Annotated in this window: 13 protein-coding genes; 8 read left to right on the top strand and 5 right to left on the bottom strand. The window is 44.1% G+C overall.

The annotated features are described in order from the left end of the window. Positions 1 to 40 precede the first annotated feature (40 nt). The 5 genes from rodA to CKV74_RS04780 form a co-directional block, all read right to left on the bottom strand. Entirely contained in the window at positions 41 to 1156 is a 1116-nt protein-coding gene (gene rodA, locus CKV74_RS04800; protein WP_095176809.1) for a rod shape-determining protein RodA, read from the bottom strand. After that, positions 1156 to 3120: a penicillin-binding protein 2 gene (mrdA, locus tag CKV74_RS04795; protein WP_095176808.1), complete on the bottom strand. Its 1965-nt coding sequence runs from the start codon at positions 3118 to 3120 to the stop codon at positions 1156 to 1158. The genes rodA and mrdA overlap by 1 nt, the downstream gene beginning before the upstream one ends. A gap of 7 nt (positions 3121 to 3127) precedes the next feature. Beyond that, positions 3128 to 3595, bottom strand: coding sequence for a 23S rRNA (pseudouridine(1915)-N(3))-methyltransferase RlmH (rlmH, locus tag CKV74_RS04790; protein WP_007241990.1), 468 nt, complete (start codon positions 3593 to 3595; stop codon positions 3128 to 3130). A gap of 6 nt (positions 3596 to 3601) precedes the next feature. After that, on the bottom strand, positions 3602 to 3910 hold the full coding sequence (rsfS, locus tag CKV74_RS04785) for a ribosome silencing factor (protein ID WP_007241938.1): 309 nt from the start codon (positions 3908 to 3910) through the stop codon (positions 3602 to 3604). 147 nt (positions 3911 to 4057) lie between these two features. Further along, positions 4058 to 5713, bottom strand: a complete 1656-nt coding sequence (locus tag CKV74_RS04780; protein WP_007242019.1) for a putative transporter — start codon at positions 5711 to 5713, stop codon at positions 4058 to 4060. Positions 5714 to 5897: 184 nt separating this feature from the next. On the opposite strand from CKV74_RS04780, the gene CKV74_RS04775 reads away from it, so the two are divergent. From CKV74_RS04775 to alaS, 8 genes are all read left to right on the top strand, one after another. After that, positions 5898 to 7700 (top strand): ABC transporter ATP-binding protein/permease, encoded by a 1803-nt coding sequence (locus CKV74_RS04775; RefSeq protein ID WP_095176807.1) that lies wholly within the window; start codon positions 5898 to 5900, stop codon positions 7698 to 7700. Between the two features lie 254 nt (positions 7701 to 7954). Further along, positions 7955 to 9010 (top strand): rod shape-determining protein, encoded by a 1056-nt coding sequence (locus CKV74_RS04770; protein WP_095176806.1) that lies wholly within the window; start codon positions 7955 to 7957, stop codon positions 9008 to 9010. A 124-nt stretch (positions 9011 to 9134) separates the two neighbouring features. After that, complete coding sequence (mreC, locus tag CKV74_RS04765; RefSeq protein ID WP_007241928.1) at positions 9135 to 10199, top strand: rod shape-determining protein MreC; 1065 nt, start codon at positions 9135 to 9137, stop codon at positions 10197 to 10199. Beyond that, positions 10199 to 10687, top strand: coding sequence for a rod shape-determining protein MreD (gene mreD / locus CKV74_RS04760; RefSeq protein WP_007241959.1), 489 nt, complete (start codon positions 10199 to 10201; stop codon positions 10685 to 10687). Before mreC ends, mreD begins: the two co-directional genes overlap by 1 nt. Positions 10688 to 10706: 19 nt before the next feature. Beyond that, the gene (locus CKV74_RS04755; protein WP_007241976.1) at positions 10707 to 11258 is read left to right on the top strand and encodes a YecA/YgfB family protein; all 552 of its coding nucleotides are present in this window, start codon (positions 10707 to 10709) and stop codon (positions 11256 to 11258) included. 9 nt (positions 11259 to 11267) lie between these two features. Then, positions 11268 to 12569 (top strand): Xaa-Pro aminopeptidase, encoded by a 1302-nt coding sequence (gene pepP / locus CKV74_RS04750; RefSeq protein WP_095176805.1) that lies wholly within the window; start codon positions 11268 to 11270, stop codon positions 12567 to 12569. Positions 12570 to 12665: 96 nt separating this feature from the next. Further along, positions 12666 to 13091, top strand: a complete 426-nt coding sequence (gene uspA / locus CKV74_RS04745) for a universal stress protein UspA (RefSeq protein ID WP_007241998.1) — start codon at positions 12666 to 12668, stop codon at positions 13089 to 13091. A gap of 182 nt (positions 13092 to 13273) precedes the next feature. Beyond that, the gene (gene alaS / locus CKV74_RS04740; protein WP_095176804.1) at positions 13274 to 15898 is read left to right on the top strand and encodes an alanine--tRNA ligase; all 2625 of its coding nucleotides are present in this window, start codon (positions 13274 to 13276) and stop codon (positions 15896 to 15898) included. Positions 15899 to 15903: the final 5 nt, after the last annotated feature.

Raw genomic sequence — 15903 nt, 5'->3', positions numbered from 1 at the left:
GTAGTTGATAAAGTCCTATGTAAGAAAACCAAAAGTGCAATTAGTTCCCTTGCATAAAACGGGCTTTATGGGTATGAATCGACATAACTAATCCGAAACTGGCCATTATCGCCACATAAGAGGTCCCGCCGTAACTAAATAACGGCAAAGGTACGCCGACTACCGGCAAAATACCGCTTACCATGCCAATATTTACAAAAAGATAAACGAAAAAGATTAAGGTGGTCGCACCTGCCAAAATTCGACCAAAGGAAGTTTGGGCGTTTACCGCAATCATCAGACCACGCACAATAATAAACAAATAAATCGCCATTAAAATAGCAAAACCAATCAATCCATGTTCTTCACTAAGAACAGCAAAGATGAAATCCGTATGTGGTTCAGGTAAAAACTCTAATTGTGATTGTGTTCCCTGCATCCAACCTTTGCCCCACATTCCACCGGAACCAATGGCAATTTTCGATTGTAGAATATGATAGCCAGCACCCAGTGGATCTTTTTCCGGGTCCAATAGTGTCAGTACGCGGGTACGCTGGTAGTCATGCATCAAATACATCCACATAATCGGAATAAATGCGGCTAAACCAACTACTGCACCTAAAATCAACCACCAACTCATTCCAGCTAAAAACACCACAAATAGTCCGGAAGCAACCACTAAAATAGATGTCCCTAAATCGGGCTGAATAGCCACTAACAAAGTTGGCACTAAAATCATTGCAATGGCAATAAAGGTTTCCGACATTTTCGGCGGTAATGGACGATTCCCCAAATACACAGCAACCATTAAAGGTACTGCTAATTTGACGATTTCTGACGGTTGAAAGCGGATAAACCCCAAATCCAACCAGCGCTGTGCGCCCTTACTGGTGGTCCCAAAAGCATCCACTAAAATCAGCATCACCAATCCAATTAAGTACAAATAAGGAGCGAGCCGTTGATAAAACTTTGGTGGAAACTGCGCCATCAGCAACATCACCGCCATACCTAGAGTGACCTGAATAATTCGGCTTTGGAACATAGTCTCGCTAGCACCGGATGCACTATACAACACAAACATGCCGTAACCGGTAACTGCCGCCAAACCCAGAAACAGCAGTAAATCAATGTGCAGTCGCTGCCATACCCGCAGACAAAACGGTACTTTTTCTTCCACTATTGTTCCCCTTCCCCGCTTTTGCTACCTACTGACGACACTTCATTAGCAGCCGCCTTTTCGCTTGCAGCGTTTCGTTCAATTGCCGGTAAGCGTTTATTTAAATAAAAATCCATTATTTGTCGAACCAATGGCGCGGCATTACTAGAACCGCCACCGGCATTTTCAAGAATCACGGTGACTATCAATTTAGGCGCTTCATAAGGTGCATAAGCGGTAAACCAAGCATGGTCATGCAACTCTTTTTTCAATCCGGCTGCATTATATTTTTGATTTTCTTTTAAGCTGAAAACCTGTGCCGTTCCCGATTTTCCTGCCACATGATAATTCGCTCCGATAAAAGCCTTACGACCGGTGCCGGCTGCTGAATTTACCACATTAAACATACCGCGTTTCGCTGCATCCCAATAGGATTGTTTTGGTTCTTTAATATCCTCGTACAATAATGGATCTTGATAAGGTTCAATTGTTGCGCCTTCAATCGTTTTCATTAAATGCGGTGTATTTACCTTACCGTTATTTACCAACACCGCGGTCGCTTTTGCGACCTGTAATGGAGTTGCCGTCCAATACCCTTGGCCGATGCCTACTGAAATGGTATCTCCCTGTACCCAAGGTCTTTTATAACGCTTCATTTTCCATGCCCTACTTGGCATGTTAGCAGATGCTTCCTCTTGAATTTCAATCCCCGTTGGCTCACCAAATCCAAAGCGGTGCATCCAATCGTCCAAACGGTCAATTCCCATGTTATAGGCAACTTGATAGAAGTAAGTATCCGCCGACTCGGTAATTGCTTTGTTTAAATCGATAGAGCCGTGACCTGTTTTTTTCCAGTCGCGGAAACGTTTTGTTGACCCTGGTAAAGTCCAATAACCGGGATCGTAAATAGTGGTGCTTGGAGTAACGATCCCTTCGGTTAATGCAGCAACCGCAATAAAGGGTTTGACTGTTGAGGCCGGTGGATACACCCCTTGGGTGGCACGACTGTACAACGGACGGTCAGGATCATTAAGCAAACGGCGATAATCATCACCGGAGATGCCATCAACAAATAAATTGTTATCATAGCTTGGCGTCGATACCATCGCCAACACGCTGGAATCCTGCGGATCCAAAACCACTACCGCGCCTTTTTGGCCTGCCAAGAGATCGGTAATATAACGTTGTAATGCCAAATCAATTGTCAGGTGAATGCTTTTTCCAGCAACTGATGGTTGCTCACGTAATTTACGGATCACCTTACCACGGCTATTAATTTCCACCTCTTCAAACCCAGTGAAACCATGCAGTTGATCTTCATAATAGCGTTCAATCCCCAGTTTTCCCATATCCGTTGAACCGGCATAATTAGCGAACTTATCGTCTTTTTTTAGACGTTCCACATCCTTATCATTAATCCGTCCCACATATCCTAAAATATGGGTCATCACATCCCTATAGAGATAATTACGTTTGAAATAGGGACGCACATCCAAACTTGGGTATTTATATTGATTTACCGAGAAACGGGCTATTTGCTCTTCGGATAAATTGGCTTTTAACATGATTGGCGTGTAACGGGTGCCGCGTCGACGCTCCTTATTAAAGGACGCAATATCGTCATCGGTTAATCCCACCACATCGCGCAATTCATCGAGGGTTTGACTAAGATTTTCGGTTTTTTCCGGTACGATATACAGGCCGAAGAAGGTGAGGTTTTCCGCCAGCAACTCACCGTAACGATCGTAGATTAGACCACGGGTTGGAGCGAGCGGTAATAATTTAATACGGTTGCCGTTGGAACGGGTTTGGTAGGTATCAAAATTGACAACCTGCAGTTGATATAAATTGGCAAACAACACACCACTCAGCAATAAAATGCCGATGAAAGCAACCAAGGTTCGACGTGCGAACAGATTCCGTTCCGCTTTTTTGTCACGAATCGGTTCATGGGTTGGTGCGCTGAAATACTTTTTAAAATTCACTGCAACATTATTCTCGGTGATAAGGATGATTGGTAGAAAGCGACCACGCGCGATACAAACTTTCCGCAACAACAACCCGCACCAGTGGATGCGGCAACGTAAGCGGCGATAAAGACCAACTTTGTTCGGCGGCAGCCTTGCATTCCGGCGATAATCCTTCCGGCCCCCCGATCAGTAATGCAATATCACGGCCGTCATTTTTCCAGCCTTCCAGTTGCTGCGCCAATTGTGGGGTTGTCCAGGGTTTCCCGGGGATATCTAAGGTCACGATTTTAGCTTTGCCGGCGGCGGCTAACATCGCTTTACCTTCCGTATCCAGAATCCGTTTGATATCGGCATTCTTACCGCGTTTACCGGCTGCAATCTCAATAAGTTCAAAGGGCATATCCTTAGGGAAGCGGCGTTGATATTCGACAAAACCTTCCGTCACCCAGGCCGGCATTTTACAACCCACAGCAATTAAAGTGATCTTCACTGAAATTTACGCCCAAAGTTTTTCAAGCTGATATAGTTCGCGAGCATCCCGTTGCATAATATGCACGATAGCTTGCCCTAAATCGACAACAATCCAGTCAGCGGTATTTTTACCTTCTTCGCCAAAGGTTTCGATTCCTGCTTTTTTACATTCAGCGATTAAATTATCTGCCATTGCTGAGACCTGGCGACTGGATGCCCCCGTACAAATAATCATATCGTCGGTAATCGAGGATTTACCTTTTACATTGAAATGCACAATATCGGTGCCTTTCAGACCATCGAGGGTCTCCGTTAAAAATTGAACCAGCGACATTTTCTCTCCTGTTTTTTAGGGGGCGGATTCTAGCATTGTATGGCTTAAAGCTCTAGCTTTTCCTCTCCTTCGAGGGTTTTTCTTAGGCAAAAAAATACGGGCGCAAAGCTCAAAGGCTGCCCCCGTATTTTTTAGTTCAATGCGACTCTACACCACCCACAATAGAATCGCCAATAGCTGCGGAGAAATAATCCGCAAAAACATGACTAACGGATACACCGTTGCATAGGATAAGGCCGCTGCACCGCTATCTTCTTTTAACTCATTAGCAAAAGCCAATGCTGGCGGATCCGTCATTGCCCCGGCGAGCAGACCACATATTGTTAAATAATTCATTCTAGCGCGCCATCTAGCAATTATACCAACCACCAATAATGGCATCAGCGTAATGAAAATACCATAGCCCATCCATTCCAAACCGGCACCGTTAACTAAGGTATCAACAAACGCGCCGCCGGATTTTATCCCAACAACCGACAAGAACAATACGATCCCGATTTCCCGTAACGCCAAGTTAGCAGATGGAGGCATAAACCAATAGAGTTTCCCGATGCTACCGATACGAGCCAAAATGAGAGCGACGACCAAAGGTCCTCCCGCTAACCCTAGACGTAATGCCACAGGAAATCCTGGAATATAGAAAGGTATCGAACCAAACAGTACTCCTAGACCTATTCCGATAAATACCGGCAACATTTGCACCTGCAATAATTTTTGTTGTGCATTACCAATCACCGAAATTGCTTTATTCAACACATCGGTACGTCCAACCATATGCAATACGTCACCAAATTGTAAGCTGGTATTAGCGGACGGAACCAATTCCACCCCTGCACGGTTTAAGCGGGAAATAACCACGCCGTATTTTTGATGGATGCCTAAATTGCGAATACGTTTACCCAATACTTTTTCATTAGTTACAACAACTCGCTCAGAACGAATTTCGCCACCAACTTTAACTACCGGTAGAGCCATTTCCTCACCAATGATCAGTTGCATTTTATGCAATGCCTGCTGATCGCCGACCAACAGGAGGATATCACCCGCTAAAATTTCACTATCTGCCTTTGGCACAATCACATCATCGCCACGTTTTAAACGGGAACACACCACATCTTCATCACCAAAGCCAGGAATTTGCACCAAGGTTAAGCCATTTAGGTTTTGGTTGGTTACTTTCACTGAAAGCTCATGCAAAGTGTCCTTTTCACTGTGATTTTCTTGATGAAAACGCTCTGCTTCCTCATCAATTTTCACTTTAAAAAAGAGTCGAATTAACCACATGGTGAGCAAAATACCGCAGATCCCAAATGGGTAAGCCATTGCATAGGCCATCCCCATGCTTGCTGTCGTACCGGTAACTCCCAATTCACTCAGAATCTGTTGCCCAGCCCCTAAAGATGGCGTATTTGTCACCGCACCGGAATAAATCCCCAAGGCAACATCTAACGGGATGCCCGACACAAAATAAACGGCTGCGGTAGCAAGCGAACCTAATAAAACGATCAAAATCGCGAAGCCATTGAGTTTTAGCCCGGATTTACGCAACGAGGCAAAGAACCCCGGACCTACCTGAATCCCTATGGTATACACAAATAAGATCAGCCCAAACTCCTGAATAAAGTGTAAGGTATGCTGATCCAATACAATGCCGTATTGATTGGTAAAATGGCTGACGATAATCCCGCCAAATAACACGCCTCCGATACCGAGACCGACCCCCTTAATCTTCCAATGACCGATCCATAGACCTATGATGGCGACCAACGCCAACAGGCCTATGGTTATAGCCGTATCACTCATATTGACTCCATAAAGACATAAAATTAAAAAAATAAACTGCGCGGATTATAACAACTGGTTGGCTAAATTTTTTTGCTAATCGGCCAAAATGTTACTTAGATCACATTTTTCTTGCTTAATCAAAAACTCCCCATAAAATGGCCGCCACCAAAAAAATAGTACTTTTATATTGGAATTTACGGAGATGGATTACGCACAAATTGCTATCGATTCCTTCTGGTGGATAGCACAAACCCTGGCTTTGACGGCCATTTTCTTCAGCTTGGGAATTTTTCTATTGGTTCAATGTACCCATTGGGGAAAACAATTCTGGATGTTTGCCGGTGGCTATCTATCCCCTAAGCGTTCGATCAAACCTTTGCTTTTCTTTTTACTGATTGTTGCCATGACCCTAGTCAGCGTACGCATCAGCTTAGTCCATTCCGAATGGTATAAAAACATGTACACCTCGCTACAGGACTTCAACCAACCGGTGTTTTGGCAACAAATGGGGTTATTCTGTGTAATCGCCACCTGTGCAGTGACCACCGCCCTCATTAGCTATTATTTGGAACAGCGTTTTTCCATCGATTGGATCGAATGGCTGAATGATCAAATGGTCGACAAATGGATCGACAATCGTGCCTACTACAAAACCCAGTACGTTTCAGCCAATTTTGATAACCCCGACCAACGTATTCAACAAGACGTACAATCCTACGTCAAAACCACATTATCCCTTGCAACCGGTGTTATCGATGCGGTTACATCAATGATCTCCTACACAATTTTATTATGGGGCTTGGCCGGTCCGATGTTGGTACTGGGGCATGAAATTCCACGTATGATGGTCTTCTTAGTGTTCGCTTACGTATTGCTCACCACGGTTATTGCGTTTCGTTTAGGACGTCCATTAATTATGCTCAACTTTGCAAACGAACGACTCAACGCGAACTACCGTTATTCCTTAATCCGCATTAAAGAATATGCTGAAAGCATCGCTTTCTATGCCGGTGAAAAAGTAGAAAAAAATCAACTTTACAAACAATTTCGCGCCGTCATCGGCAATATGTGGGATATCGTGTTTCGAACCCTAAAATTCTCCGGATTCAACCTCGTGGTAAGCCAAATCTCCGTGGTTTTCCCACTCTTGATTCAAGTCGGACGTTATTTTGAAAAACAAATCAAACTGGGCGATTTAATGCAAACCCTGCAGGTGTTTGGTAAGTTACATGCCAATTTATCCTTTTTCCGTAACACCTACGACAATTTTGCCGGCTATAAAGCCACCCTTGACCGATTAACCGGATTCAGCTACGCCATCGACATGGCTAACCGTCAATCCAGCACGGTGCTACATGATAGCCCAAGCTCAATCGTGTTTAAGGATCTCTGCATCAAAAACCCATTCGGCAAAACCTTAATCAAAGACCTTCACTTAACCATTGATAGTGGTGATCGTGTATTGATTCAAGGGCCGTCCGGTGCAGGAAAAACTACCCTATTGCGTACGATTGCCGGGCTTTGGTCCTTCTCTGAAGGGGAAATTTACTGTCCGCAAGACAGCCAATTATTCCTCTCACAAAAACCGTATTTACCACAGGGCAACTTGCTTACGGCGCTAGCCTATCCAAATGCACCGGATAGCATCGAAGTCGCCCAAGCCTGTGATGTATTGTCCAAAGTGCAATTGGGGCACTTAATTGAGCGGCTTGAACAGGAACAGGATTGGACGCGTATTCTGTCCCTTGGCGAACAACAACGTTTGGCTTTTGCCCGCTTGTTGTTACAAAAACCACGTGTAGCCTTCTTGGATGAAGCCAGTGCTAGCATGGATGAAGGATTGGAATTTGCGATGTATCAATTACTGCAAAGCGAGTTGCCAAATACCACCATTATCAGTGTCGGCCATCGTTCCACATTACAACAGTTGCACCACCATCAATTGCACATCTTGGGGGATGGCCATTGGCAATGGCTGGCTACGGAAAATGCTGTTCGACATTAGTCTTGAAACCAACTCTAATAAAATCAATGAGTTAGCATTAATTTTTAAGAAAACACTGAAAATCATGGGGGCGTTTGTCCGGTAAAACCGCGAAGAGATGTGGCTTTCTCAAAGGGATTTTCCCCCACCGACCAGCGGATTTTTCAGATAAATCGCTATTATCGACGACGATTTTTTGATACATTTAGCGCAATTTTTTGCCCCCGCCCGAATTGCCTCGGGCGGTCCTTTTTCACTCTTTTGACGGAATTATTATGTTATTTAAAAAAATTCGCGGACTCTTTTCCAATGATCTTTCCATCGACCTTGGTACAGCCAACACCTTAATTTATGTAAAAGGCCAAGGCATCGTATTAGACGAACCTTCTGTAGTGGCCATTCGTCAGGATCGTATGGGATCACTCAAAAGCATCGCTGCAGTTGGTCGTGAAGCAAAACAAATGCTTGGCCGTACACCAAAAAGCATCGTTGCTATCCGTCCAATGAAGGACGGTGTGATCGCCGACTTCTTTGTAACCGAAAAAATGTTGCAATACTTCATCAAACAGGTACATAGTGGCAACTTCATGCGCCCAAGCCCACGCGTATTGGTATGCGTACCGGCGGGTGCGACCCAAGTAGAACGTCGCGCCATTAAAGAATCCGCTATCGGTGCCGGCGCCCGTGAAGTGTATTTAATCGAAGAACCAATGGCTGCGGCTATTGGCGCAAAATTACCGGTTTCTACGGCTGTCGGTTCCATGGTGATTGATATCGGTGGTGGTACGACTGAAGTCGCAGTGATCTCCTTAAATGGTATTGTTTACTCTTCTTCCGTACGCATTGGTGGTGACCGTTTTGATGAAGCGATTATTTCCTATGTACGCCGTACTTTTGGCTCAGTAATTGGTGAACCTACCGCTGAACGAATTAAACAGGAAATCGGTACTGCCTTTATCCAAGAAGGGGATGAAATCCGCGAAATGGAAGTGCATGGTCACAATTTAGCCGAAGGTGCCCCACGCTCCTTTAAACTAACTTCCCGCGATGTTTTAGAAGCGATTCAACAACCGTTGAACGGTATTGTTGCGGCAGTACGTACCGCCTTAGAAGAATGTCAACCGGAACACGCCGCGGACATTTTCGAACGCGGTATGGTATTAACCGGTGGTGGTGCATTGTTACGCAATATCGATATGCTATTAGCCCGTGAATCCGGTGTTCCTGCGATCATTGCCGAAGATCCTCTGACCTGTGTAGCGCGCGGTGGTGGTGAAGCCTTGGAAATGATCGATATGCACGGTGGCGATATTTTCAGCGACGAAATCTAAAAACGCCCCAGCGGTTTCCGGAGTTTTCCCCAAAAACAACTCTAAGTTATTGATTTTATTAGCATTCAAAATAAAATGCGGTGTTGGGTAAGCCCGCCGCATTTTTTTCTTTTAGGCAGGCTAAATGAAACCCATTTTCGGCAAAGCGCCGCCACTCGGCATTCGCTTGATTCTTGCCGTGATTGCATCAATCACGCTCATTTTATTGGATGGCAAGACCGATTCCATGTCCCGTGCCCGTAGTGTGATGGAAACTGCCGTGGGCGGCCTTTATTATTTGGCTAACAGCCCACGCACCGTACTTGACGGCGTTTCCGACAACTTGGTGGATACCAATAAATTACAAATCGAAAACAAAGTGTTACGCGAACAATTGCGGGAAAAGAACGCCGATTTGTTGCTCTTAGATCAGCTGAAAGTAGAAAATCAACGGTTGCGCTTATTGCTCAATTCGCCACTGCGTACCGATGAATATAAAAAAATCGCTGAAGTCCTCACCGCTGAAACTGATGTCTACCGTCAACAGGTGGTCATTAATCAGGGAGAGAGGGACGGTGCTTATGTCGGCCAACCGGTGATTGATGAAAAAGGCGTGATCGGACAGATTATTTCCGTGGGCGAAAATACCAGTCGGGTGCTATTACTCACCGATGTTACCCATTCCATTCCGGTACAAGTGTTACGTAATGATGTGCGAGTGATCGCAAGCGGTACCGGACATGCCGATGAATTAACGCTAGAAAATGTACCGCGTTCGGCGGATATTGAAAAAGGCGATTTATTAGTCACCTCCGGTTTAGGCGGACGTTTTGTGGAAGGCTATCCGGTAGCCGTAGTACAAAGCATCTCAAGGGATGGTGGCAATTATTTCGCGACCATCAAGGCCAAACCTTTGGCTTCCTTAGATCGCTTGCGCTATCTATTGCTATTATGGCCGTCCAATATGGATATGGCGAAGGTCAAATCCATGACCCCAGAAGAGGTTCGTCAGTTAGTCGAACAACGCTTAAATAGTCAGGCCAACAACGAACAATCCAAACGCCAAGCTATTAATAAGCCAAAGGTCTTGGACGAACAACAAGCCGAGCCAAATCACAAGGAAACCATCGAACCGGAAATTCCGCCGGTCATGCCGCAATCGGAAGAGCCGGTTTCCCCGGAACAACAAGAACATCGGGATGAAGACTAATGCAACCGCGTTTTATTTTTCAATGGGCAACCATTCTATTTTTCTGTATTGCCGCGCTAGTGCTGGAACTAGCCCCTTGGCCGGCCGGTTTCCAAGCCTTTAAACCCTCCTGGTTGGTATTGGTACTGCTTTACTGGGTGTTGGCAATTCCTAATCGGGTCAGTATTGGCTGGGCATTTCTATTGGGCTTGGTGTGGGATTTGGTACTTGGCTCCATACTCGGTCTGCATGCGCTGGTTTTGTCGGTTGCCTTTTATTTTATTGCGAAAAATTATTTGGTGTTACGCAACCTTTCACTTTGGTTCCAAAGCCTGTTGGTCGTGGTGTTTGTATTCGCCATTCGACTACTCATTTTTCTCGCGGAGCTCTCATTACACAGCGCCAATTTCAATTGGGCGGAAATTTTCGGTGCCTTAGCATCGGGCATTCTCTGGCCTTGGGTCTTTTTATTAATGCGCAAAACCCGTCGTCGGGTCGGCCTGCGTTAATGTTTATGAAGGAATTTTTATGACTATCGCTTATTCCCAACTTAACCAACAGCTAAAAAGCGCCGGCATCGGTATCAATGCTACTGAGCTTCATGGCTTTTTAAGTGGTTTATTGTGTGGTGGCCTACGCGACCAAAGCTGGCTGCCATTGCTTTATCAATTTAGCAACGATAATCACGCCTATCCGATGGCATTAACCGCCGCGGTAAGCGAATTTTATCAACAGATTGCCGATGAATTGGCTGATGTGGATGGTTTTGAATTTACTCCGCAATTGGTGGGAGAAGAAGCTGGGGGCTTTGCCCGCGCGGACAGTTTATCCGAATGGGCCAATCATTTTTTCCTAGGGCTTGGTTTGGCACGTTCAGATTTAGCGCAAGAAACCGGTGAAATTGGTGAGGCCATCGATGATTTACAAGATATTTGCCAGCTAGGCTATGACGCCGATGATAACGAAGATGAAATTGAAGAGGCACTAGAAGAAATTATCGAATATCTACGTACTATCGCAATGCTCTTCTACAACCACTTCAATCCGCCGAAAACAGCTGAAAAACCGTTACTTCATTAAGGAGACGCTATGGATTTGGCTTATATGGCGGCACTTCCGCCAATGGAATTTGTCGAACGTCGCCAACGTTTATTAGCCTTTATGCCGGATAATTCGGCATTATTGTTATTTTCAGCAGAAGAAAAAATCCGTAACCGTGATTGCGAATATCCGTTTCGTCAAGATAGCTATTTTTGGTATTTAACCGGTTTTAATGAACCTAATGCGGCATTATTACTAGTTAAACAAGCGGGAGAAGGACACACTTCATTATTTCTCCGCCCACGCGATCCCGAGCAAGAAACCTGGACCGGGAAACGATTAGGCGTTGCTGCGGCCCCCAAACGACTTTTTTTAGACAATGCCTTTAAAATCAATGACTTAGATGCAGTTTTAGGCAAAACTCTAGAAAACCTAGGAGCGTTTTTTTATTGTCCACAGCATCAAATCTGGGGCAATGCGCTATTGTCAGAACAAATTAACATCGAGCTGGCGCAAGATTGGCAGCCTTGGCTAGACGAGATGCGCTTAATTAAATCAAACAACGAAATTCGTCTCATGCAACAAGCTGCGCAAATCAGCGCCTTTGGGCATATCCGAGCGATGCAGCAAACCTATCCAAACCGTATGGAATATGAAATTGAGGCAGAATTATTGCATGAGTTCGCCCGTTTTGGCGCTCGTTTTGCCGCCTACAATTCTATTGTTGCCAGTGGTGAAAATGCCTGTATTCTGCACTATACGGAAAACGATCAAGTGCTCCGCGATGGCGATTTGTTGCTGATTGATGCCGGCTGCGAGTTTGCCATGTATGCCGGGGATATTACCCGAACCTTTCCGATCAACGGTTGTTTCAGCGCCCCTCAACGGGAAATTTATGAGCTAGTGTTGCAGGCACAAAAGCAGGCTATCGCCCTCTTAACTGTAGGCACAACGCTTGGTGAAGTCGAGCAGGAAGTGATTCGAATCATTACTGCCGGATTACTGACACTAGGCATTTTACAGGGGGAATTAAATCAACTTATCGAACAAAAAGCCTATCGAGCATTCTATATGCATGGTCTTGGTCACTGGTTGGGCCTCGATGTACACGATGTCGGTAACTATGGCGAAAATAAAAATCGCCCCCTACAGGAAGGTATGGTGCTAACCGTCGAACCGGGTATTTATATCTCTCCGGAAGCCGCTGTACCAGTGCAATATAAAGGCATTGGCGTGCGTATCGAAGATAATATTTTAATCACTGAATATGGTAATAAAATCCTTACTGCTGCGGCGCCAAAAGAAATTATCGAGATTGAAAATTTAATGAATTCTCATAAAAGATCTTAAAATGTGAGTGGCTTCACAGTTTTACTCATGCTCGAATGCTAGTATGCAGTCAACCAAAAAAGCATGGTGCTTAACCAATCAGATAAGGAGTCGATTATGTATAAACACATTTTACTTGCGGTGGATCTTTCGGATGAGAGCGAAGTCCTACTGAAGAAGGCTGTAGGTGTAGCAAGACGCAATGAAGCCGAACTGTCTATCATACACGTCGATGTGAACTTTTCGGATCTTTATACCGGATTGATTGATGTGAATATGTCCTCTATGCAGGATCGAATTTCAAGTGAAACACAAAAAGCCTTATTGGATCTGGCAGAGCATGCCGGCTATCCAATTAAAGAAAAATTGAGCGGTAGCGGTGATTTAGGTCAGGTGTTGACTGATGCCATTGATAAATATGATGTAGATTTACTGGTTACCGGACACCATCAGGATTTTTGGAGTAAATTGATGTCTTCAACACGTCAAGTGATGAATACGATTAAAATTGATATGCTAGTTGTGCCACTTCGAGACGAGTAATTTGTCATAAATTATTTTTATTGGTTTTAGAATAACTTAAATTTTAACCGCACTTCTCAAAGGCGTGAGCAAGTGCGGTTTTATTTTTCTCTAATAAATTAAAAATCATTTTTACAAAATGCGGAAATATGCAAGAATAGCGACATTTTTGTGATTTACAAAGGGATAACAAGGTTTTATCAATGAAAACAACAGCAGAAATTAGACAATCATTCCTTGATTTTTTCCACAGCAAGGGACATCAGGTTGTTGCGAGCAGTTCGCTTGTACCTGAGAATGACCCAACATTGCTTTTCACTAATGCCGGTATGAACCAGTTTAAGGATGTCTTCCTTGGCATGGATAAACGCCCTTACTCCCGTGCCACAACGGCGCAACGTTGCGTACGTGCAGGCGGTAAACATAATGATTTAGAAAATGTAGGCTATACTGCCCGTCACCATACGTTCTTTGAAATGTTGGGAAATTTTAGCTTTGGCGATTATTTCAAGCATGATGCCATTAATTTTGCGTGGGAGTATCTTACTTCACCTCAATGGTTGGCTCTACCAAAAGAAAAATTATGGGTAACAGTCTATGCAACAGACAACGAAGCCTATGATATTTGGAATAAAGAGGTTGGCGTTCCTGCTGAGCGTATTATTCGTATTGGAGATAATAAAGGCGCACCTTATGCTTCAGATAACTTCTGGGCAATGGGAGATACCGGACCTTGTGGGCCTTGCACCGAAATTTTCTACGATCACGGTGATCACATTTGGGGTGGTCCTCCAGGATCTCCTGAAGAGGATGGCGACCGTTATATCGAAATTTGGAACGTTGTATTTATGCAATACAACCGTCTGAGTGATGGCACAATGGAGAAACTCCCTCGTCCATCAGTTGACACCGGTATGGGATTAGAGCGTATTTCAGCAGTATTGCAGCATGTAAATTCAAACTATGAAATTGATATTTTCCAAAAATTAATTACAAAAACCGCAGAAATTGTAGGAACAACCGATTTAGGTAATAAATCGTTACGTGTGATAGCTGACCATATCCGTTCCTGTGCTTACTTAATTGCTGATGGGGTTATTCCTTCAAATGAAGGACGCGGCTATGTGCTACGTCGAATTATTCGTCGAGCGGTACGCCATGGCCATTTACTTGGTGCAAAAGAAACCTTCTTCTATAAATTAGTACCAACTCTCATTGAGGTTATGGATTCTGCCGGGATTGATGTTAAGAATAAACAAGCAACCGTTGAAAAGCTTCTCAAACAGGAAGAGGAACAATTTGCCCGCACTTTAGAGCGCGGTTTGACGTTACTTGATGGCGCATTATCTGAAGTTAAAGATGGTATTCTATCTGGAGAAGTTGCATTTAAGTTATATGATACTTATGGCTTCCCATTGGACCTCACAGCCGACGTTTGTCGTGAACGCAATATTCAGGTGGATGAATCTGGCTTCGAGCGAGAAATGGAAGCTCAACGGAAACGTGCTCAATCTGCAAGTCAATTTGGCATGGACTATAACACCGTTATCCGTATCGATGGTGAAACTGAATTTGAAGGCTATGGAAAAACTGAAAACCTAGCTAAAATCACTGCAATTTTTACCGATGGTAAATCCGTTGATAGTATTTCGTCCGGTGAACAAGCGGTAATCGTTTTAGAAAATACACCATTTTACGCTGAATCAGGCGGACAAGTCGGTGATAAAGGTCACTTGACTGCTCAAGGTATTAAATTTAATGTTCTTGATACTCAAAAATATGGTCAGGTATTTGGTCATATCGGTACCTTAGAACAAGGCACTCTCAGCGTTGGACAAACAATTAATGCCGTTGTCGATGATGCGCGACGTCAAAAAATTTCATTAAATCACTCAGCTACACACTTATTGCACGCAGCATTACGCCAAGTATTGGGTCAACATGTAGTACAAAAGGGCTCTTTAGTGAATGATGTCGCGTTGCGTTTTGACTTTGCTCACTCTGAAGCAATTAGCAATGAACAACTGGCGCTTATCGAAGATTTAGTGAATAGCAAAATTCGTGCTAACTTTGAAGTTGATACTGAGTTAATGGATATTGATTCTGCAAAATCCAAAGGTGCAATGGCTCTATTTGGCGAGAAATATGCAGATACCGTGCGAGTATTAACGATGGGCGATTTTTCCATTGAGCTCTGCGGCGGTATTCATGCCAAACGGACAGGTGATATCGGTTTCTTTAAAATTATCTCAGAAAGCGCTGTTGCTGCAGGAATTCGTCGTATTGAAGCCGTTACTGGCGAAAATGCGATGAATTGGTTGCATAAACAACAAGCCATTCTGTCGCAAAGTGCGGAATTATTAAAATCGGATATCAACTCTTTAGTTGAAAAAATCCAACAGTTACAAGACAAAGCCAAAAAAGCAGAAAAAGAACTACAAAGTCTAAAAGAAAAATCTGCTATGCAAGCAGGTTCTGATCTTGTAAAAAATGCAAAAAATATCAAAGGTATTCCAGTGATTGCTCAACAACTGGATAACCTGGATACCAAATCATTACGTATTATCGTAGATGATTTAAAAAACCAATTGGGCTCAGGCATTATCCTATTTGCCTCAACTCAAGATGAAAAAGTTAACCTGGTAGTTGGCGTAACAAACGATCTCACCACTAAGGTTAAAGCCGGTGAACTTGTCAATTTAATGGCAACGCAAGTCGGAGGAAAAGGTGGTGGTCGTCCGGATATGGCAATGGCAGGAGGCTCCCAACCAGAAAATGTAGGTTCAGCATTGGAAGCTGCAGAACACTGGTTAAACAATAATCTGTAGTACAA

This window comes from Haemophilus pittmaniae (assembly GCF_900186995.1).
GTDB classification, from domain to species: domain Bacteria; phylum Pseudomonadota; class Gammaproteobacteria; order Enterobacterales; family Pasteurellaceae; genus Haemophilus_D; species Haemophilus_D pittmaniae.
The sequence above is the reverse complement of the archived record's forward strand: the minus strand, read 5'-3'. Positions and strand labels throughout refer to the sequence as shown.

Excerpts from the sequence above, each read along its gene's own strand:
- CKV74_RS04780 (WP_007242019.1), bottom strand. The coding sequence starts at position 5,713 with ATGAGTGATACGGCTATAACCATAGGCCTGTTGGCGTTGGTCGCCATC.
- CKV74_RS04755 (WP_007241976.1), top strand. The coding sequence starts at position 10,707 with ATGACTATCGCTTATTCCCAACTTAACCAACAGCTAAAAAGCGCCGGC.
- mreC (WP_007241928.1), top strand. The coding sequence starts at position 9,135 with ATGAAACCCATTTTCGGCAAAGCGCCGCCACTCGGCATTCGCTTGATT.
- uspA (WP_007241998.1), top strand. The coding sequence starts at position 12,666 with ATGTATAAACACATTTTACTTGCGGTGGATCTTTCGGATGAGAGCGAA.
- CKV74_RS04770 (WP_095176806.1), top strand. The coding sequence starts at position 7,955 with ATGTTATTTAAAAAAATTCGCGGACTCTTTTCCAATGATCTTTCCATC.
- CKV74_RS04775 (WP_095176807.1), top strand. The coding sequence starts at position 5,898 with ATGGATTACGCACAAATTGCTATCGATTCCTTCTGGTGGATAGCACAA.
- mreD (WP_007241959.1), top strand. The coding sequence starts at position 10,199 with ATGCAACCGCGTTTTATTTTTCAATGGGCAACCATTCTATTTTTCTGT.
- alaS (WP_095176804.1), top strand. The coding sequence starts at position 13,274 with ATGAAAACAACAGCAGAAATTAGACAATCATTCCTTGATTTTTTCCAC.
- pepP (WP_095176805.1), top strand. The coding sequence starts at position 11,268 with ATGGATTTGGCTTATATGGCGGCACTTCCGCCAATGGAATTTGTCGAA.
- rsfS (WP_007241938.1), bottom strand. The coding sequence starts at position 3,910 with ATGTCGCTGGTTCAATTTTTAACGGAGACCCTCGATGGTCTGAAAGGC.